The 19371-nt window shown below is 68.1% G+C and carries 21 protein-coding genes; 6 read left to right on the top strand and 15 right to left on the bottom strand.

From position 1 onward, the window contains the following. Positions 1-12 precede the first annotated feature (12 nt). Together D7X96_RS41805 and D7X96_RS27285 are read right to left on the bottom strand one after the other, a co-directional pair. The gene (locus D7X96_RS41805) at positions 13-258 is read right to left on the bottom strand and encodes an anti-sigma factor family protein (protein ID WP_121771090.1); all 246 of its coding nucleotides are present in this window, start codon (positions 256-258) and stop codon (positions 13-15) included. Next, positions 255-785 (bottom strand): RNA polymerase sigma factor, encoded by a 531-nt coding sequence (locus D7X96_RS27285; protein ID WP_244219743.1) that lies wholly within the window; start codon positions 783-785, stop codon positions 255-257. The genes D7X96_RS41805 and D7X96_RS27285 overlap by 4 nt, the downstream gene beginning before the upstream one ends. Before the next feature lie 363 nt (positions 786-1148). Here D7X96_RS27285 and D7X96_RS27280 point away from each other — a divergent pair, with 363 nt between their 5' ends. Then, positions 1149-1859 carry a class I SAM-dependent methyltransferase gene (locus D7X96_RS27280; RefSeq protein ID WP_120550777.1) on the top strand — a complete coding sequence of 237 codons (711 nt, stop codon included), beginning with the start codon at positions 1149-1151 and terminating at the stop codon, positions 1857-1859. Positions 1860-1874: 15 nt separating this feature from the next. Here D7X96_RS27280 and D7X96_RS27275 read toward each other — a convergent pair whose 3' ends face one another. Both D7X96_RS27275 and D7X96_RS27270 read right to left on the bottom strand, forming a co-directional pair. Beyond that, on the bottom strand, positions 1875-2462 hold the full coding sequence (locus D7X96_RS27275) for an imm11 family protein (protein WP_199746948.1): 588 nt from the start codon (positions 2460-2462) through the stop codon (positions 1875-1877). 1 nt (position 2463) lies between these two features. Next, positions 2464-3765, bottom strand: coding sequence for an AHH domain-containing protein (locus D7X96_RS27270; RefSeq protein ID WP_120550778.1), 1302 nt, complete (start codon positions 3763-3765; stop codon positions 2464-2466). Between the two features lie 222 nt (positions 3766-3987). On the opposite strand from D7X96_RS27270, the gene D7X96_RS27265 reads away from it, so the two are divergent. Further along, complete coding sequence (locus tag D7X96_RS27265) at positions 3988-4341, top strand: hypothetical protein (protein WP_120550779.1); 354 nt, start codon at positions 3988-3990, stop codon at positions 4339-4341. Between the two features lie 12 nt (positions 4342-4353). On the opposite strand, the gene D7X96_RS27260 is transcribed toward D7X96_RS27265, so the two are convergent. Together D7X96_RS27260 and D7X96_RS27255 are read right to left on the bottom strand one after the other, a co-directional pair. Next, complete coding sequence (locus D7X96_RS27260) at positions 4354-5637, bottom strand: Fic family protein (protein ID WP_147468408.1); 1284 nt, start codon at positions 5635-5637, stop codon at positions 4354-4356. Positions 5638-5796: 159 nt separating this feature from the next. Continuing rightward, positions 5797-6258 (bottom strand): hemerythrin domain-containing protein, encoded by a 462-nt coding sequence (locus tag D7X96_RS27255; protein ID WP_120550801.1) that lies wholly within the window; start codon positions 6256-6258, stop codon positions 5797-5799. Positions 6259-6607: 349 nt separating this feature from the next. Here D7X96_RS27255 and D7X96_RS27250 point away from each other — a divergent pair, with 349 nt between their 5' ends. Then, a complete protein-coding gene (locus D7X96_RS27250; protein WP_120550781.1) occupies positions 6608-6982 on the top strand; it encodes a hypothetical protein in 375 nt (124 codons plus the stop codon). 383 nt (positions 6983-7365) lie between these two features. Next, entirely contained in the window at positions 7366-8958 is a 1593-nt protein-coding gene (locus tag D7X96_RS27245) for a methyl-accepting chemotaxis protein (RefSeq protein ID WP_120550782.1), read from the top strand. A gap of 67 nt (positions 8959-9025) precedes the next feature. Here the strand turns inward: D7X96_RS27245 and D7X96_RS27240 are convergent, their stop codons facing one another. Then, positions 9026-9331, bottom strand: a complete 306-nt coding sequence (locus D7X96_RS27240; RefSeq protein WP_233609827.1) for a helix-turn-helix domain-containing protein — start codon at positions 9329-9331, stop codon at positions 9026-9028. Next, a complete protein-coding gene (locus D7X96_RS27235) occupies positions 9328-9714 on the bottom strand; it encodes a type II toxin-antitoxin system RelE/ParE family toxin (RefSeq protein ID WP_121771087.1) in 387 nt (128 codons plus the stop codon). Before D7X96_RS27235 ends, D7X96_RS27240 begins: the two co-directional genes overlap by 4 nt. A 190-nt stretch (positions 9715-9904) precedes the next feature. Between D7X96_RS27235 and D7X96_RS27230 the strand changes: the two genes are divergently transcribed. Further along, the gene (locus D7X96_RS27230; RefSeq protein WP_120550784.1) at positions 9905-10255 is read left to right on the top strand and encodes a helix-turn-helix domain-containing transcriptional regulator; all 351 of its coding nucleotides are present in this window, start codon (positions 9905-9907) and stop codon (positions 10253-10255) included. Positions 10256-10263: 8 nt separating this feature from the next. On the opposite strand, the gene D7X96_RS41155 is transcribed toward D7X96_RS27230, so the two are convergent. Both D7X96_RS41155 and D7X96_RS27220 read right to left on the bottom strand, forming a co-directional pair. After that, positions 10264-10629, bottom strand: a complete 366-nt coding sequence (locus tag D7X96_RS41155) for a hypothetical protein (protein WP_233609825.1) — start codon at positions 10627-10629, stop codon at positions 10264-10266. A gap of 108 nt (positions 10630-10737) precedes the next feature. Further along, the gene (locus tag D7X96_RS27220) at positions 10738-12378 is read right to left on the bottom strand and encodes a formate--tetrahydrofolate ligase (protein ID WP_121771086.1); all 1641 of its coding nucleotides are present in this window, start codon (positions 12376-12378) and stop codon (positions 10738-10740) included. A 177-nt stretch (positions 12379-12555) separates the two neighbouring features. Here D7X96_RS27220 and D7X96_RS27215 point away from each other — a divergent pair, with 177 nt between their 5' ends. Next, the gene (locus D7X96_RS27215) at positions 12556-13335 is read left to right on the top strand and encodes a hypothetical protein (protein ID WP_121723221.1); all 780 of its coding nucleotides are present in this window, start codon (positions 12556-12558) and stop codon (positions 13333-13335) included. 4 nt (positions 13336-13339) lie between these two features. Here the strand turns inward: D7X96_RS27215 and D7X96_RS27210 are convergent, their stop codons facing one another. The 5 genes from D7X96_RS27210 to D7X96_RS27190 all read right to left on the bottom strand — a co-directional run bounded on the left by D7X96_RS27210 (position 13340) and on the right by D7X96_RS27190 (position 19343). Then, a complete protein-coding gene (locus D7X96_RS27210) occupies positions 13340-14011 on the bottom strand; it encodes a hypothetical protein (protein ID WP_121771085.1) in 672 nt (223 codons plus the stop codon). A gap of 11 nt (positions 14012-14022) precedes the next feature. Continuing rightward, positions 14023-14685 carry a DUF4276 family protein gene (locus D7X96_RS27205; RefSeq protein ID WP_121771084.1) on the bottom strand — a complete coding sequence of 221 codons (663 nt, stop codon included), beginning with the start codon at positions 14683-14685 and terminating at the stop codon, positions 14023-14025. A gap of 3 nt (positions 14686-14688) precedes the next feature. Then, a complete protein-coding gene (locus D7X96_RS27200; protein ID WP_121771083.1) occupies positions 14689-15852 on the bottom strand; it encodes an AAA family ATPase in 1164 nt (387 codons plus the stop codon). A 99-nt stretch (positions 15853-15951) separates the two neighbouring features. Beyond that, on the bottom strand, positions 15952-18666 hold the full coding sequence (locus tag D7X96_RS27195; RefSeq protein WP_121771082.1) for an AsmA family protein: 2715 nt from the start codon (positions 18664-18666) through the stop codon (positions 15952-15954). Positions 18667-18881: 215 nt separating this feature from the next. Next, positions 18882-19343: a fibril protein gene (locus D7X96_RS27190; RefSeq protein ID WP_121771081.1), complete on the bottom strand. Its 462-nt coding sequence runs from the start codon at positions 19341-19343 to the stop codon at positions 18882-18884. Between the last annotated feature and the right edge of the window lie 28 nt (positions 19344-19371).

Below are 19371 nucleotides of genomic sequence, written 5' to 3'. Positions count from 1 at the left end.
GGCATACGAGATTCATGAGCGTCTCGTGGGCTCGGAGGGGGGAAGAGGCCACGGGGCTGGGGAGACACCCGTGGCCTCGGGAGTCGGTGGCGCCTTCGCGTGCGCCAGCCGTCCGAGGATGTCCGCCTGAAGCAGGTCATGGAACCGCGCGCCGCAGTCCTCGCAGGAGGCCAGGTGTGCGCGGAAGTCCTCATGGTGTTCGAGCGGCAGCTCCCCGTCCACGAAGGCAGGGAGGTGCGTGCAGTGGGCGTGGTTCATCCGCTCCCCAGCTTCCGACGGGCCTCGGCCATGTCGCGAAGCTGTTCGCGCAGCTTGAGACGCGCGTGGTAGAGCCAGGTACCCACCGTGCCCACGGGCGCCCCCAGCCGGCGGCCGATCTCCGCGTGGCGCAGCCCTTCCGAGTGCAGCTCGAAGGTGCGGCGCAGGTTGAAGGGCAGCGCGGCGACGGCCTGGAGCAATTCGGGCTCGGTGATGCACTGCCACAGCTCCAGGTCCGGGGCCTGCGGCTCCTCGAAGAGCTTGTGCACGTTGCTCAGGTTGATGACCGTGGTGGCCTCCGTGCGCGAGCGGCGGCACGTGTCGAGGAAGCGGTTGTGCAGCACCCGCACCAGCCACGCGCGGCGCTCCGGCTCCCCCCAGCCGCGCAGCGAGTCCCACTTCAGCAGGGCCCTCAGCAGGACGTCCTGGACCAGGTCGTCACACGCCGTGGTGTTCCCCCCACAGATGTTCCGCGCCACCGCCATCAGGATGGATTGATGACGGACCGCGAAATCGGCGTACTCCATGTCGGAATTGTCGAGCTCTTCTCTCACGTGCGGCCCCCAGTGCCGGTACTGGAAAGAAAACGTAATAGGTCTGATTCCTTTAAAACGGAGTTAAAGCCTTACGGGGTGGGTGGATTTGGCTGCCAGTCATTGCGTTCCGACCCAGGGGAGGGGGCATTCCGTCCAGGAATTGGAATGCTTCACGCTCGGCGCGCCCGGCTGACATTGGGGTATGGAGAGGGATTGGGTGTGATGAAGTCATGCAACAGCCTGCGCGTGGGGGACGGGTTCGTGCCGGAGGAATGGGCGGCCATCGAAAGAACCGCCGATTCCGCCTGAATCCGCGCCCTCCCATTCAGCGCGGGGCCGAAGCATCTTCGGGTCATGAACCACGACCCTTCCGCGCATGCGCCGGTGCATGGCTTTGGAGCCGACCGCGCGCCCCACTACGACGCCCAGGCGGCGGTGAGCCTCGCGGGCTATCAGGCGGCGTACGAGCTGGGCGTCAGCGCCCTGGCCGCGCACCTGGACGGCCAGGACACGGCGTCACTGCTCCACGTGGGCCTGGGGACGGGCGCGGAGCTGCTGCCCTATCACCGCTTCAGCGCGCCGGGCTGGCGCTTCACGGGCGTGGAGCCCTCCGCGCCGATGCTCGCCGTCGCGCGCAAGCGTCTGGAGGAGGAAGGGCTGCTCTCCCGCACGCAGCTGCATGAAGGAGAGCTGCGGACGTTGCCGCAAGGGCCGCCGTTCGACGGCGCGCAGTTGATGGGTGTGCTGCACCACGTGGAGGGCGAAGAGGCCCGCGTCGAACTGCTGCGGGAGGTGACGCGGAGGCTCAAGCCGGGAGCGCCGCTGGTGTTGGGGTGCCGCATCGGCCAGGACCCCGAGCTGACGAAGGTCGAGTTCCGGCGGCTGCGGGCGTATGGCGTGGCGGTGGAGAAGCTGGAGGCCCGGCGTCAGGCCATGGCGAAGATGCAGCCCATCGAGTCCGACGCCGCCCTGTTCGCGATGTTCGCCAAGGCGGGGCTGGTGGAGCCGAAGACGCTCTTCGTGTCACTCCAGTACAAGGTCTTCCTCGCGCGCTTCGAGCCCTGAACACCTGCACATCCGTCAGTGGGACTCAGGAGTTCCGGTCACGCGCTCGAACGACACACCCAGGTTTCCAACCCCCTCGAGTGCGTTCTTGACGTCCTCCGACACGATGAACGCCGTCTTGAACTTCTTCGGCCGGAAGACACGCGCTCCCTCGGTCTTCGAGGGGTCGATTCGCAGTCCGTAGATCCACTGGTATTCCCCTTCATGGTCAGGGGAGGGGTCGTCCTCGTCATCGTGGTGGACCTCCCGGCACCGTGCCTCGTCGATGCAATCGATCACCTGGGTCGCATTGACGACGAAGAACGGGTCGGCCTCTCCCTCCACCATCACCGGAAAGAGCTGAACGTCATCGGGGGCCAGTGCCCGGAAAACGTTCGCGATGGCCTGGCTGGCGATGGGGGCCCGCTCGATCACGGAGAATACGAACGCCCGCCTCTTGCCTGGGGTTGCAATGAGGGCCTTCATCTCCCCTGGTTCATCCAGGACACGGCCATCCGCGAACATCCAAGGCTCGTCAAAGGCCTCGCCTGAGCCCCGTGTCGGTGTCTCGAGGAGCCATTGCGGCACATCACCCAGCCGCACCCAGTAGAAATCGCGCGCCACCTCACCCCTCCGCCTTCACAATGAGACTCCGCAAGTCGGAGCCCCGTGTCAGAAGCTCGTTCGCTATCCTCGCAAGCTCCTTCATCAAGCGGGCCCGGCAGGTTTCCGTCGTTTGGCATCGCTCGACAGCTCGCTCCAGGCGGTCCATCACTTCTTTGTGATAGCGCTCTGGATGAGGCCCCTCGTGTCCATTGAGCCGCACCTTGTTCGCGGCATCTTCGAGCGTCATCCCGGCCTTCTTGAAAACCTTCTCGCACCGTGGCGTCCAAGGACCGCCGGTCGCATCGGAGAGGGGGTTCTTATTCGTGCAGATGTGATGAACAGGTCCCGTCTCGTCACCCGGAAACCGCCCGTCCGAGTACATCGCCATTGCAGCCGTGGCTCCCGGAGCCAGCGCCACGTTGAGCACACCGGCAGCCGGCAACGAGATGGAGCCCACCCCGCCGGTCAACGCTTCCGTCAGCTGGAAGCCTGACTCAACCTGTGCCCGGATCGCGGCCTGGGGGAAGCCCGGGAGCCTGGGCCCCTGGGCCGCCATGGCGCTCTTGCCGCCAAGAGCTGTCGTAACGAGCAGAACCAGGACGCGTGTGCCGTTCGTCCCCAGAACACGCCCGAAGCGGTGTCCGATGTCCTGCAACTCGATGACGCTCGTTGCCCTCTCCGCATCGTCCCACAGCCGCACGAAGCCCCGGCCGATCTCCCAGACCGGCACCACCCCCAGGTAGGCCACCATCGCCGCGGTCAGTGCCACCGCGATGACCTTCGTGACGGGTTCGGGCAGCGTCATCGTCAGGAGCACGGACAACGCGGCCGAGGTCACCATGGCTTTGAGCACCACCGGGTTCAGCAGCTTGCCAATCTCAGCCTCGACACTGGACCAGACTCCATCCAGCGCGAACGACAAGGCCATCAACGTCCGGTCCTTGCGCGAGAAGGGCAGCCCCGTTCCGCCCACCAGGGTCAGACAGTCGTCCCCATCGGGGCAGATGCGCGAATAGAGGGACTCCGGCGACGCTCCAGCCCCCGGATTCGGGAGCCCTTTCGAGGATGCGAGCAACGACCGGGACCTCACCCATCCTCGCTGGTCAGCCGCATCCGTCTCGCGGAAGGCCACGTCCATTCGCATGTCCAGGATGAGCTGCGTGAGGGCCGCCTCGAACGCGTCCTCACTCACCTGAACCGGATCAACATTCCGGGACTCGTGAACCACCTGTCTGCCGTCTCCAACATCAAGGTGGACAACGCGAGTCGTTGCACATCCTCCCGTGAAAAGAAGTAACGCGATGAACCACATCAGCCGCATGGATGCTCCCGAAGACGCTCACCCTGGTTATCAAGAGGCAGGGCATCCTCATCCACGAGTTTATCGTGGACGAGTGCCGCGGAGGCGTGGGTCGCCAGGGATTCGAGGCGGCGTCAGATTTCCGAGGCCGTCTCTGCCCGCCAAGCGCGCGGAATCCCTGCGAAGCGCTCCTGGTCCGGGCCTTGCTCCGGGCATCCGTGTTCACGTTGCCAAGGAGCCACGATGCGCTGGATGCGGATGCTGGGCTGTTGTCTGACGGTGATGACCCTCGCGGCCTGTGGGTCGGACGACGAGGGAGGGAAGGGGAGGCTGAAGCTGCGGGAGGGGCAGTCGCTGGACCTGGCGCAGGAGTGCGGAGTGGATCTGCCGCAATGTCCGCAGGGCCTCTCCTGCCTCGTGCTCAAGCTGGAAGGCGAGTCGAAGGCCCGCTGTGTGGATGACACCCGGGTCTGCACCGAGCTCGTGTCCTGCACGGGAGGAACCGAGTGCGCGGTCCTGGCCTCCTACCCCGGCCAGGTCGTCTGCTCCGGCACGTGCACCTCGGACTGTGATTCGTCCGTGTCCAGCACGCCTTGAGGGCACGGCGGATTAGCGCGGCAGAAGATAGTGGTTGATCGCGCTGGTCCAGAGTTCCGTCGCAAGCTGGAGTGTGGAGACGCCGTCCTCGATACCGATTGAAGTCCCATGAAGGCGAATCACCCGGAAGGTATGCCCTGTTGGCTCCATGGAAGTGATGCGGTTCCGGAGCTGCAAGCTTTCGTCGGGCTCGCTGACCTCGAGCACGGGGAGCTTTCCCTTCTTGGGAGAACTCCGGATGGAGAGCACCAGCCTGCTGCCGTGGTGCTCTCCATGAAGGCCAAAGAGTTCGTAGGGCGTCTTCTGGATGAGCTTCCAAGCAACCTCAGTTGGCTCGCTGAAGTTCGTGACACGCAGGCTTGGCCGACGGTCTTCGGGGAGGCGCGCCTCCAATTGTGACGCGAAGTCCCGGAGAGCGGCATGGAGCGCGCGGATGGCTTCATGCCACGAATGGGCCTGCAACGGAGGAAGCTCAGTGGGCGGCTTGCCCAACTGCTCCGCCAAGTAATCAATCGCGGGCTCACGGACCTCAATCACTTCACGGGCCGCACGCTCGTACTCCACGAAGCTCTGGTCCAACCGGTCGAGCGTCAACTCCACCATCGCGGTGATGTCACCCGAATGGGATGCATCCAGCGCCGTGTAGTACCGCGCGCGGTCCTCCACGAGCAGCACGATGGCCGGATAGTGCTCCCGCATCAGCAACAGGTTGGCGATGAGTCTCCCAGTCCGTCCGTTCCCATCCACGAACGGATGAATCGTCTCGAACCACGCATGCGCGATGGCGGAGACCACCACCGGGTGTTCGTTCTTCGCCCCAGCCAGCCACTCACCAAAGGCCCGCATCTCCTCGGGCACCCGGACCGCTTCTGGAGGCATGTGCTCCGTGCCGCCAATCCGCACGTTGATGCGCCGGTACGTGCCCGCGTTCTCCGGATCAATCCCCCGAAGAACGATGCCGTGCATCGCAAGCACGTCCCGCTCACCCAGCACGCTCTCCTTGCTGGCCAACCCCTCCACGAAGTCGAGCGCGTGCGCGAGGTTCACCGCTTCGAAGTGGTCCTTCAGCGACTTGCCAGCGATGGTGATGCCGTCCTCCACCACCGCGCGAGTCTCCGGCAGGGTCAGCCGGTTCCCCTCGATCGCATTCGAGTTGTACGTGTGGTGGATCCGGAACCAGTGCCGCAGGCTCTGCACCGCGGCAGGTGGCATCCGGGTGGCACGCAGCCGGCGCATGCGCTCGGTCGCCTGCTGAAGCCTGGGTTCGATGCTCTCGCTCCACCGGTACCGATGCACGCCAACCACCTCCGCTCCCCACTGTAACGCCGTCGCACCCTTTCACCTCGCAGGGGTGCGCGGGGCCGGTTCGTGCACGTTGCGACCTGGACCCGAGGAGACCTGCCGCAACTCCTTGGAACGCCTGGGGCTGTCCCTCGCCCGAGGCATCGTCCAGGCTCACGGCGGCGCGGACGCCTCCAGCTGGCGCATCGCTTCCTTGCGCGCGTCGGACGCGGAGCGGACGATTTCATCGCTGGACAGGCCGAACGCGCCCGCGTCCATCTTGCGCAGCCGGGGCAGCACCTCGCGCTCCTCCTCGGACATGTGCTGGGCCACCACCGCCTCCAGCTGACGCACGGTGGCCTCGCGGCGGCGCGCGTCGTGGCGGGCATGCAGCAGCTCGGCGAGCAGCTGGGTCATCTCCCCGTGCTCCTCCACCGCGAAGTCGATGCGCGGCCCGTCCACGACGCTCCTCGCGACGGGATACACCCAGCGCTCCTCGACGGCGCTGTGCAGGGTGAGCGTCTCCGCCAGACGCAGGCAGAGCTCCGGCTTCTCGTCGTCCGGAGCGTGGCGCCAGGCCTCGAAGAGGGCCTCGGCGTCGCGGTGCTGCTGGATGAGCAGGTCGATGAGGTTCATGACAGGCCACGGTTCGCACGCGCGCGCACGGGCGCAATCCACTCGGAAGGGCGAGTGTCCCTGCACGCCCTGGCCTCCGGTGCTGGACTGCATGCACTGGCGCACAGGTCCGGGCGCGTCACGCGTCCGCTTCGTTCTTCCGCAGGGCGTGTTCGCGCTCCACCGCTTCCAAGAGCACGGCGTGTGCCGGGCCCGTCTGTCGGATGCCGTGCGGCGCAAGCCTTGGTGGGCGCGTCGCATCCGGCACGAAGTGCCCTGGATGGCGGTTGCAAGGTGCAACGTGCGACGGGCTGGTGTCTGCTGCGGCCCGGCCGTGCGGCTGGCACGCGCCATGGATGGAAGGGAGCCCATGGGCAACGAAGGGACGCCTCCGGACGACGGGGGCGACGAGAAGAACATCTTCGCGAAGGAGCTGGCCCCGCCGCCCAGCATCTGGCTGCGCAAGGGCACCTGGCTGGGGCTCGTCTTCGTGATGATGGTGGGCGCCTTCATCTGGCTCCAGGGTGGGGAGGACCGCGCGCTGGACGCGATGGCCCCCTCGCAGCGCGAAGCCCTCTTCACGGAGACCCGCGACGAGTTCCGCCTGCTGTGCCTGGCGGACGGCGGCGCCTCTCGCTGGCCCAAGAAGTGCGCGAACCACGCGGCCTTCCTCACCCGCTTCTCCGAGTGCGACGCCGCCTGCCGCGCCGAGGTGGGCCCCTTCCTCCCCCAGCCCTCGCGCTGAAGTGCCGGGCCCACGTCACCGTCAGTGAAGCCCCGCCCCTGGTGCCGGGGGGTTGGAATGATCGCGCCCGGCTGCCTGCCTGCCACCCTTCCGGGGGACGTGAGGCGTCCTCTTCCACGAGTCCCACCTGGCAGGATGAAGTGTCCCGCATGACCCTACGGGGCAACACCGACCCGTTTCTGAGACAATTCAAGGGACGCGGGCTTGAGTCGGGGGGTGAGGTGTTGTCTATCCTACGTGTCCTGACGGAGCCCCGGTCCTCCGGGGGAGCCCGCGGGGGCCGCGGAAGGAAGAGCGACAATGAGCTGGCGCAGCAGGCCCGGCGCGGGTGCACGACCGCGCTTCATCGGGATGGGTGACGTGGGCGCGCGAGGGGGTGTGCGATGGCGTTGAGGCTCAAGCAGAAGATGATGGTGCTGCCGACGGTGGCGGCGGCGTTCCTGATGGCCATCGTGGCGGTGACGGTGGTGCTGGGCTCGCGCACGCGGAACGCGTCGGAGCGCATCGGGTCCAGCCTGGCGCCGTCGGTGAGCCAGGCGCAGACGGCCCGCGCGGGGTTCGCCGCGCTGCACCAGGACGTGGGCGACGCGGTGGCGCTGCACGCGGTGCAGCAGCAGACGCTGGACGCGCATGTGGCGGAGCTCCAGAAGGGGCTCGAGTCGCTGCGCGCGCTGCCGGACGTGGACGGCCCGCGGGTGCAGGCGCTGCAGGCGGCCTTCACGCGCTACTGGCAGGAGGCCTCGCAGGTGGTGTCGCTGGCGTCCAGCAATGCCGCGGCCGCGGAAGGGGCGCTCGCGAAGCTGGAGCCCGCGTACAAGACGGTGCATGACGGCCTGGAGGCGCTGACGGCGCAGCAGGAGGCGTCGCAGCGCGAGGCCTTCATGGAGGTGTCCTCGCTGCACGGCATGACGCTGACGTGGGTGCTGGTGCTGTCGGTGGTGTGCATCGTGGCGCTCGCGGTGGCGACGCTGTGGCTGTTGCGCGAGGTGACCATCCCCCTGGCGCGGCTGACGGCGACGGCGACGCGCATCGCGCGCGAGGGCGACCTGTCGCTGAGCATCGACACCAGCGCGCAGGACGAGGTGGGCGAACTGGCGCGCAGCATCCAGACGCTGATGACGCGGCTGGGGTCGGTGCCCAACACGCTGCACTCGGTGGTGACGGAGCTGACGGCGGCGGCGGCGCGGCTGAACGCGGCGAGCCACGAGCAGCTCAACTTCCTGACCAGCCAGTCGCGCAGCCTGACGGAGGCCAGCTCCACCATCGCGGAGATCGCCCAGACGTCCGGCATGGCGGCCAGCCGCGCGGAGATGGTGTTGAAGGTGGCGGCGCAGGCGGACGCGTACAGCGCCTCCGGGCAGGTGTCCATCGAGCGCAGCGCGGAAGGCCTGCAGCAGATCCGCGCGCGGGTGGGCGCGCTGGTGGGGAGCATCGGCGTGCTGTCCGAGCAGGCGGTGCACGCGGGTGAGATCATCGGCAGCGTGAAGGACCTGGCGGACCAGTCCAACGTGCTCGCGTTGAACGCGGCCATCGAGGCGGCGCGAGCGGGCGAGGAGGGCCGGGGCTTCGCGGTGGTGGCGAAGGAGATGCGGGCGCTCTCCAGCCAGTCGCTGCAGAGCACGCAGCGCATCGGGAAGATCCTCCTGGAGATCAACCAGGCCATCCGCGAGACGGTGGGCATCGCGGAAGGGGACAGCCAGAAGATGGAGGAGGGCATCGAGCAGGTGCTGGCCTCCGCGACGACGCTGAAGGACATCACCCAGGTGGTGCAGGAGAGCAGCCAGGCGGCGCGGCAGATCGTCGCCTCGGTGACGCAGCAGAACGCGGGCATCACGCAGATGACGGAAGTGGTGACGCAGCTGTCGGAGATGATGAGCGACGTGGTGATGGCCACGTCGAACGCCGAGCAGGCGGTGGGGCAGATCAACGCGTCCCTGGGCAAGCTCCAGGAGCTGTCCACCGCCTTCCGCGTCTAGCCGTCCTACGCGAAAGCCAGCAGGGCCCACGGGCCGCTCCGGACACACCGGGGCGGCCCGTCGTGCGTCAGACGCCCTTGAGGATGATCCGCTTGTCGCCGAAGACGGCGGAGACCTCGATTTCGCCTCCCATGGCCTCCACCGTGCGCCGGAGGGTGGAGAGCCGGTGGTCCTCGCGCGCTTCGGTCTGGGAGAGCTGACCCTGGGAGATGCCCATCCGCTCGGCGAGCTGCGTCTGTGTCAGCCCGGCGAACTCGCGCACCTCCCGAAGGCTCATCTCCAGCAGTTCCTTCCGGACGCGCGCGTCCTGCGCCTTGAGTTGCTCCGGCGTGAACTTCTCCCGGCGCATCCCCTTCCAGCTGTGGAGCTTCATGGTTCTGTCTCCTCCGAATCGTCGTGAAGTCCGGCGGCCTGCTCCTCGAGGTAGCGCAGCCAGATCTTCTCTGCCTGGGGGATCATCCGCTCGTAGAAGCGCGCGTCTCCGGTCTTGTCGCCGCCCAGGAGCAGGACCGCGTCGCGGGTCGGGTCGAAGGCATAGAAGATCCGGAGGGGCCGGCCTCCGGATTGAACGCGGAGCTCGCGGAGCGGCAGGGACGTCCCCTTGAGCTGACTGCTGTACGGGTAGCCCAGTGTGACCCCCTTCGCGGCCAGAAGCTCCACCCCATGGTCCACGGACCGCGCCGTCTCATCGTCGAGAGCGAGGAACCAGTCCCTGAACTCCTCGGTTCCAACGACCTCAGGCTGACGGGACGGAATATCATTCTTGAGTGATATTTCGTCAAGATGATGGGGGGATGTCTTGGTGCGCTTGGAAGGCGGCAGGATCGCGTGCTCCTGTCGGGTGAAGACGGGGAACGCTACGCCCTACCCCTGACGTCACTCGTCAGGACGCCGCGTCAGGCGTAACTTGTATGCTACGCCCTGAACTGGAGCCGGGAGCCCTGCGATGACCGCCACGGGATTCGACCGTTACTTCGAGAAGAAGCTCAAGCGTCCGGCCTTCGCGGAGGCGTATGCGAAGGCACGCGCGGAGGTGGATGCGGCGGACCGGCTGATTCGCGCCCTGGACGCGCGGCGCGAGGAGGCGGGACTGAGCAAGGCGGACCTCGCCCGGAAGGCGGAGACCCCACCGGAGGTCGTGCGCCGCCTGTTCACGGCGCCTTCCGCGAACCCCACGCTGTCGACGGTCACGAAGCTGGCCGCCGCGCTGGGGTGCAGCCTGCAACTGGTCCCCGCTCCGGCTCGCCGCAAGGCGGTGCGGCCCCGGGCTCCCGCGCCTCGGGTCCGCCGCAAGTAGGACGCGCTTCATCCGGCCCACACGCTCCGGGGCCGGCGGCGCTGGTACTCGTCCCGGAGGGCGCGGACCTTCGCGTAATCAGACTCCGGAATGACGGCGCGGAACGCCTTGGTCCTCCCGGTCAGCAGGACGAGGCTCGGGCCTCCCAGGCCCAGCGCCGCTCCGTCCCGCTCCAGGAGGCAGAAGAGCCGGTAGTGACGGCGGCCCGGGCCATCCGCGGACCTCATGGATTCCCGCCATGGCTCCGTGCATGGCTTCCCACTTGCCCCGCCGCTGAAGGCGGGCGGAGGCGCGTCCGCCACGGCCTTCACGACGGCGAGCAGCTTCGCGCTGACCGCGTCCGGACACGCATCGAGGAAGTCGCGGGCCGGCACGGTGCGCGCCGGGTCGTCCTCTGGATGTCGCTGGAAGAAGTGGATGCGCCAGGACGTAGCGTGCTCCCGTCGGGTGGAGACGGGAGACGCTAGGCCCTACCTCTGACGTCACTCACCCTGCATCAGGCCCGTGATGCTGCCGTCCGGGTGCACGGTGACGCGGCGGGCGGCGGGTTCGCGGGGCAGGCCTGGCATGGTGAGCAGCTCTCCCGTCAGCGCCACCAGGAAGCCTGCTCCGGCGGACAGGCGCACCTCGCGCACCGTCAACGTGAAGCCCCGGGGCCGGCCTGTCTTCGCCGGGTCGTCCGACAGGGACAGGTGCGTCTTCGCCATGCACACCGGCAGCCCCGCGCCTCCCAGCGCCCGCGCCGACTCCAGGTCCTTGCGCGCCCCCGGCGTGAAGGCCACGTCGTCCGCGCCGTACACCGTGCGCGCGATGGCGCGGATCTTCTCCTCCGGCGTCTGGTCCAGCTCGTAGAGGAAGCGCGGCTTCGGCGGCGCAGCGTCCGTCGCGTCCAGCATCGCCAGCACCGTGTCCGCCAGCTCCAGCGAACCCTCGCCGCCCCTGCCGAACCCGTCGCACACGGCGATGCCCACGTTCCGCGCCTTCGCGAACGCGCGCAGTTCGTCCAGCTCGCTCTCCGTGTCCTGCGGGAACCGGTTCACGCACAGCACCGCCGGCAGGCCGAACGCCGCCACCGACTCCAGGTGCTTCTCCAGGTGGTTGAAGCCCTTCAGCAGGGCCTCGCGATCCGGCTCCGCCACCTGTGCCGCCGCCGCGCCGCCGTGGTGCTTGAGCGCTCGCAGCGTCACCACCAGCATCACGCCCCGAGGCCACACGCCCGCGCTGCGGCACTTGATGTCCAGGAACTTCTCCGCGCCCAGGTCGAAGCCGAAGCCGGCCTCCGTCACCACCTCGTCCGCGTACGCGAGCGCCAGCCGCGTGCCCACCACCGACGAACACCCGTGCGCGATGTTCCCGAACGGCCCCGCGTGCACGATGGCCGGCCCGCCCTCGCGCGTCTGGGCCAGGTTCGGCATCAGCGCGTCCTTCAGGAGCGCCACCATGGACGCCGCCGCGTTCACGTCGTTCGCGCGCACCGGCGAGCCATCCGGCGCCTGCCCCACGACGATGCGCCCCAGCCGCGCCTCCAGGTCCTTCAGGTTCTCCGACAGCGCGAGGATGGCCATCACCTCGCTGGCGGCCGTGATGTCGAAGGACGTCTCGCGAGGCACGCCGTGCGCCTTGCCGCCCAGCCCCACGATGACGTTGCGCAGGAACCGGTCGTTCATGTCCATCGCGCGGCGCCAGCGCACCCGCGTGCCCTCCAGCGCCACCGGGTGGCCGTAGTAGACGGCGTTGTCCACCAGCGCGGACAGCAGGTTGTGCGCGCTGGTGATGGCGTGCAGGTCCCCGGTGAAGTGCAGGTTGATGTCCGCCGCCGGCTCCAGGCTCGCCTGCCCGCCGCCCTTCACGCCGAAGACAGGGCCCAGGGACGGCTCGCGCAGCGCCGCCACCGCCCGGCGGCCCCGCTTGCGCAGGCCCATGGCCAGCGCCACCGACATGGTCGTCTTGCCCTCGCCCGGGGGCGTGGGGTTGATGGCCGACACCAGCACCATGCGGCCCTGATGGTTGCGGCGGCCCAGGGCGTCCAGCGACACCTTGGCGCGGTCGCGGCCCCAGGGGAGGACGTCTTCCGGCGCGAGACCCAGCTCGGCGCCGACTTCAGCGATGGGACGGAGCGTCATGGCCGGGGACTCTCCGCGTCCCGCCGGGCGCGGTCAACGCTCGCGACATGGAGGGCAGGCAGGCGCGCGTGACGGGGCGTTTCCCCAGGAGGCAGGCGGGTGGGAGGATGCGCGCCCAGGGAGGATCCCGGGAGCGCGATGGAATAGCCGGCCGGGAGTTCCGTCAGGGAGAGCATCATGAACCGCATTCTCGGCATCGCATCGGTGGGGTTGGCTTCGCTGGCGCTCGGCGTGGCCCTGTGGGGGCCTGGGAAGTCGGAGGCCCCCGTCACCCAGGAGGCGCCCCGCGTGCAGGACTCGACGGCGGACGTCCGGGCGCTCCAGAACCAGGTGAAGGCGCTGGAGGAGACGGTGCAGCTGCTCTCCCGGCGGATGATGGCCTTCGAGCAGGGCGGCGGCACGGCCTCGGCCGGCACGGGCGGTCCTCCCCGGGCGGGCCTGGAGGCGGAGGTCGCGAAGCTGCGCGAGGAGGTGCGCGGCGTGATGGTGGGCGAGGCGCTGACCAACGACAGCGCGAAGCAGTCGCTGAAGGAGCTGATGCGCACGGTGCAGGAGGAGCAGCGCACCGAGCAGCGCCAGCAGTGGCAGCAGCAGGTGGACCAGATGCGCGCGCAGGCGGAGTCCGAGCGCTCCCAGCGCATCAAGACCTTCATCACCAACGCGCGGCTCAACTACAGCCAGGAGCAGGCGCTGACGAAGGCGATGCAGGCCGAGGACGCGAAGCGCCAGGAGCTGGCGTCCGCGATGGCGGGAGGCCGGCCGGGGCGTGACATGCGCCAGCAGATGCGCGACCTGCGCACGCAGACCGACGCGGAGATGCAGAAGGTGCTCAGCGCGGAGCAGATGACGCAGTACCAGGAGATGCGCCGCGACGACATGAACCCGCGCGGAGCGGGCGGTCCCCGGGGCGGTCCCATCGGCGGTGGCTGGGACACGCGCGCCGCGGGCGGTCAGTAGCCGGTCAGCCCACGCGCAGGACGTCTTCGACGTCGAAGGCGTCCGCCAGGGCCACCGACGGAGTGCACAGCAGCACGGGGACCCGCGAGGACGCCGCGCGAGCGGCCTGGACCCGGTCCCAGACGGCATTCGAGGGCAGGTCCACGTCCCGTTCCTCCAGGAAGAGGAACGGGACGTTTGTTTCAAAGGACTCCGCGGGCTGGACGCGGAAGCCACGCAGGAACGCGTTCATGTCCCGCGAAGCTCGGTCGGCAATCTCCCCCAGCCACGCCGCTTCGTCGTCGCCCATTCGAATCGTGGGCCCGGGAGGAAACGTGGAGAGCACGGCCTCGTCGCGAGGCGCGTCGGGCTCCACGAAGGGGAGCGATATCCCCGCGAGCAGTGACAGTTCCTCCTCGACGACGCGCCACCGCCCCTCCGGGAAGCGCCGAAGCGTCACGGCGTAGTCGTCGCCATCGACGCCCAGCACCAGCCTCACGGGACCGTCCCCCGCGTCCAGCACCTGCATCTGTTGAAGCCGACCGTGTGCCAGCTCGCGCAGCAGCGTGAAGAAGGTCACCAGGTCACGGGTGGCCGAGCCCTCCGGATCCACGAGGACTGTCAGCCGGGGATGTGGCTGGAGGTCACGCAGGGCGCGGAATCCTTCGGCCTGGATGCGCGTGAGCCGGGTGGACATGGCCTGCGAGATTATCCCTCCGCGAGGGCTTCGAGCTTCGACAGCCACTGGGCGAAGTGAGGGCACGCGGCGCGGATGGCGGGAAGCCCGATGCTCATCACCGCCAGTGGGCCGTGCAGGGTCTTCTGAAAGCCGGGAGAAACAGCCAGGACGCGCTTTGAGGGAGCCGTGTCTGGATGCTCGTTGATCTCTTCGGGAGACTGCACGCTGGCACGGATGGCCTGGAGCTTTGAGATCTCCTCGGTGGAAAATGAGATAGAGCACTGGCCAGGGTCGGTGAACAGCAAGGCCTCGAACTCGTGCAGCACCAGGTGGGGAAGGAAGCGGCGATTGCCGATGTCCTGAGCAAAGGCGCGCTCTACATGCTCGACGCGCGCGTAGCAGTCACCTTGAGGACGGGTCGCGAGTCCAGGGAAGTCCTTGGGCAGGCCGTAGTAGTCGAGCATCGACGTCACGCACATTGCGCCGGTGTCACCAAGCAAGCGTCGCAGGTCCCCATGAACGAGCGCGTACTGGGGAACACCGCCTTTGAAGCGGCCACCTTCCTTGACGTACTTGGTGACTACCAGGCGAGGAATGAGTGCCAGTCCCAGGCGAAGCAGATGGGGCGCGAGCACTTCGCGGACGAAGGTCTCCTCAGTCTGCCCCTCAACGAGGATGAGGATGCGCTTCATGACTCAGCCCGGACGGCCACCCAGGACGTTCTTCTCCCAGAGCTCTCCCAGACTGTAGCTCTCCAACCAAGACGCGATCTCCTCCTCAGTGGGACGATGGAAGGTGGACGCGCGGTCCTGGCGATCCACGATGACGAGGTCTTCCGGCGTGAACTGATTCACTAGCGTCACGGATTGCGTAGAGAGGATGAGCTGCGACTTCTGGGATGCGTTGCGCACCATGCCCGCGAGGAGCTGGATGGCGTAGGGGTGCAGGCCCAGTTCCGGCTCGTCAATAATGATCATCGGGGGCAACTCAGGCTGGAGCAGGAGCGTTGCGAGGCAGATGAAGCGAAGCGTTCCATCTGAAAGCGCATGCGCGTTGAAGTAGTCGTCGGAGTCGCGCTCTGACCACTCCAGCAGGATCTTCTGTTCGTTGAAAGGGTTGGGGCGCAGGCGAAAGTCGTCGAAGTAGGGCGCCGCGAGTCGAACCGTAGCCACGATACGTCGGTAGCTTTCGGGGTGCTTCTCTCGCAGGAGGTACAAGAACGCGGCGAGGTTTGAAGCATCCGCTCGAAGCGCTTCATTATCGTCAATGTTCTGGGTCTGTTTCAGCAGTGCGCCCGAGCTTGTGTCTTGGAAGTGGTAGACTTTGAGCCCGTCGAAGAGTCCACCGATTGAGGCGAAGAAACGCTTGACCACATCAATGGCACGCTGAACCCCTGGGCGCCCCTCTTTCTCGATCTTGGCGAAGATTTCATCGCGGCGGGGCGCTTGTGAGTGCGACCAACCGGCCTCTCGCATTGGCCGTTGCGTCGTGGCAAAGGGGAGAGGCTTGGAACGGGTTCTGTCTGGAGACGTGATGAACTCATTGATGATGATGAAAGAGTCATCATCGGTGGGCGCCAGCTCGAATTGGTGCGTGGCCTGCTGCGAAAAGACGAGCTTGAGCCGGGCTTGAGGCGTTTGCTTCCGTCCGTAATGCAGCAGGCTGTCCGCGCCCCCTGCCTGCGCGACGTGCTGCTGGAGCCGCCCTTCCCGCATCCGCTGGAGCAACGTGAACACGGAGATGAAGTTGCTCTTCCCCGCGCCGTTCGCACCAATCAGGACGTTGATCGGGCGCAGTTCGAGTGCCATCTCTCGGATGGACTTGAACCCCGCGACTTCAATCCGCTCCAGCGTAGGCATCGTCCACCCACCTTACGACGGCAGCCCCTGAAACAGCCACGCCGCGAAGCTCCCTGAAGGAACCTCGCGGCGTGCGCGCGACCCGGACACTCCCGGCGGCTACTTCCCGCCGAAGATGCCCTTGAGCCGCTTCTTCGCTTCTTCCTCGGCGCGCTGCTTGGCCTTCTCCTGCTCGAGGCGGGCCTGCTCCTCCAGCTTCTTCTTCTCCTCGTTGGCGCGCGCCTCCAGCTCCTGACGCTTCGCCTCCGCTTCGGCCTTGGCCTTGTCCTGGCCGCCCGTGATGATGTCCTCCACGGCCTTGCCCTTCTCACCCAGCACGCCGCTCAGCGCGGCCCCTCCGGCCAGCTTCAGGATGGTCGTCGCCGCGGGCTTCACGTCGATGCCCGTCACCTCCGGGCTCCACGCCTTGCCGGTGATCTTCAGCCCCACCGGGATGGCCTCCGCCGGCGTCACCTTGCCCACCGTCAGCGTCTTGATGGTCGCGGGCGTCAGCGACACCCCGCCCGTCAAATCCAGCGTGCCGTCCAGCCCGATGCCGCCATCGAAGCTCATCGCCGCCTCCGGCCGCGTCCAGGTGATGGGCTTGCTCAGCTGCGCCACGCCGTTCTTGATGGTCACGCTGAAGGGCAGGTCGCCGCCCAGCGACGTGACATCGCCGCTCTTGAGCGCCTTCGCGAAGGGCAGCGCCTTGGCCAGCGGCCCCGTCACGGAGGACACCAGGTCCTTGCCCAGGAACGTGCCCTCCAGGAGGTTGCCGTTGATGCCGCCCAGCAGCGTCTGCTGCAGCTTCTCCGGCGTGTAGCCCACGCCCTGCACGTCCACGTTGCCGTTGAACTTGCCCGTCAGCACCTGCTTCGGCGTGCGCGCCGCCAGCGCCTGCGCGACCTCCAGGCCCTGCACCTGCACCTTCGCCGTGAAGGGCCGGGCCTCCGGCGCGGGCCCCAGGCGGAGGGTCGTCCCGTCCGCCACCACCTTGCCGCCGTAGATTCCCGTCGAGAACTTCTCCACCGTGATGAGGTCGTCCACCATCTTCACCACGCCCGTCACGTTGGACAGGTCCATCGCCGTGTAGCGCAGCGACCCGATGGCGAACTGGATGTCACCCCGGTAGCCGTTGAAGCGATTGGCCGGCTCCGCTGGCGGCTCCGGCGGGGGCTTGCCGCCGTTACGCGCCAGGACCTCCTCCTCGCTCATCAACAACTTCTCCGCATCCAGCTTCGCGGCCTTCACGTCCGCCTTGAACGTCGTCGTGGCCTTCTTGCCCGTGCCCGCCAGCGTCACCGTGGCGGTGCCCGTCACCGTGTCCTCCAGCGCGCCCAGGCTCATGCGGCTGACGTTCACCGTCATCCCGCTGCCCGTCTTCGCCGGCGCGTACGTGCCCGCCGCCGCGACCTCCAGCCGCTGCCCCGGCGCCTTGTTCACCAGCAGGCCCGGCCGCATGTCCACGCCGTTCAGGTCCGCCTTCGCGTCGAAGCGCAGCGCGCCGCCGCTCGCCGCCGCGCCCGTCACCGTCGCGTTCAGCTTCATGGCGCCGCCAGCGTCCTTCGTCAGCTGATCCGGCACCCGCAGCCGCACCGGCGTCAGGTCCACCGCGATGTTGAGGGCCTGCGCCTCCTGCGTGCCGCTGCCGCGCACGTCCAGGCCAATGGGGCCGGCGATCATCCCGTTGAGCTGCTTGCGCAGCGGCGGGTAGTACTCGGCGAGCACGGCGGGGTCCAGGTTGCGGCCCGTCAGCTCGAAGCCCTCCACCGCGGGCTTGTCCGTGAACAGCCCCTTCACCTTGCCCTGGCCCGTGATGGCCGCGGGGCCCAGGTCCAGCTTCAGCTTGTCCAGCGCCAGGTCACCGGTGGCCATGTCGCCCGTCACGTCCGTGTCGAGCACCACGTCCAGCGCCTTGCCGCCTTCCGAACCCGCGAACTTCATCCCCAGCGCCTTGATGACGCCCACGACCTTCGTGGGGCCCTTGCCGCCGGGCACCGCGCCGCCCAGGTCCGCCTTCCAGTCCGCGTCCAGCGTGCCCGCCTGCAGCCCCACGTCCGGGGGCAGGAACGGCCCCAGCGGCGACAGGTCGATGTGCTCCGCCTTCAGCGTCACCTGCTCCGGCGTGGGGATGAGCGTCGCGGGCAGCGGCGCCGCGGCGAGCGTCATCTTCAAGTTCTGCTTGTCCGCGAGCACCGCGGCCGCCAGGTCCACCTTCAAGGGCTGGCCCACGCGCAGGTCCTTCACCTCGATGTCCAGGTCCTTCACCGCCAGCTCGCGCGCCTTGTCGCCGCCCGCGCGGTCCACGAAGCGGATGACGCCGTCGGTGAGCGCCGCGCGCTCCACGTGCACGCCCGACAGGTCCGTGGGCTGCGACTCCTCCTCCGGCGTCTCCTCCTTCGGCTGCTGCTCGGCCAGCTTCTCCTGGAGGCGCTGCACGTTGGTGGTGCCGTCCGCCAGGCGGAGGACGTTCACGGTGAGCCCGGACACCTCCGCGTTCTTCACGCGGATGTCCTTGCCCTTGGACGTGAGCAGCGGCATCGCCTGCACGCTCACCGTCACGTCCTTCAGCTCCGCGAGCGGCAGGTCCTCGCCTTGCGCGGCGCCCACGCTGACGTTCTGGATGCGAGCGCCCACGTAGGGAAAGAGCTTGGTGGAGACGTCGCCAATCTCGATGGGGCGCCCCAGCTTCTGCGAGTACGTGGCGGCCTGGTCCCGCGCCGTCTTCAGCAGGATGGCGTCCAGGCGCCACAGCACCACCGCCACGATGACAACCAGGAGCGCGAGGATGCCTCCCAGCACATACGGCCAACGCCTCTTCTTCACAGCCGCCACGGTTCCTCCTCCGTCGGGAGAGCGGTCGAACGCTTAGCTCAGCGCCAGGGGGGCTGCACCTCCCATGCACACGGGGAGGTTGTAAGCGTGACGGTCAACCGCCGGGGGAACGGCACACTCCCGTCGACCCCTGCATCTAGGCACGAACCGCCGCGCCCGGAAGGGGGCCGCACGAATCCCTTTGAGTTCAAGGATTCAAGGAGTCCGACGGCGGCCTAGAGGTCGATGATCTCCGGCTCCGTCCCGGACGGCGGCGGCGCGTCGCCCTGGCCCTCCAGCAGGAAGCCCCAGGGCGCGTACACGTTCCCGCCGGTGAAGGCGTCCACGTAGAGCACCACCGGCGTGTCCAATCCCTCGTACGTCACCTCGAAGATGGACAGCCGGCCCTGGCTCTTGCCCTGGCCGTCCACCTCGGTGAACTCGCAGCAGTCCCCCATGAGGCGCCACGCCACCGGCTGTCCCTGCGGACCGCGCAACAGCTTGAAGTACGCCATCACGCCCTTGTCCCCCCAGCCCACGCGCACCGGGTTCTCCGGCCGGGTGCCGTAGGTGAGCGGATCCGGCCGCGTCGGCTGTATCGGCGCGTTGCGGTGCATGACCTCCTCGAACGACGTGCCCGGGGAAGCGCACGCCGTCAAGAGCAGCACCGCGGCGGGGACGAATCGGAACAGGGACATCGGGACCTCCAGCCTGGCCTTCGGAAAC

The organism is Corallococcus interemptor, from assembly GCF_003668875.1.
Taxonomy (GTDB): Bacteria; Myxococcota; Myxococcia; order Myxococcales; family Myxococcaceae; genus Corallococcus; species Corallococcus interemptor.
The sequence above is the reverse complement of the archived record's forward strand: the minus strand, read 5'-3'. Positions and strand labels throughout refer to the sequence as shown.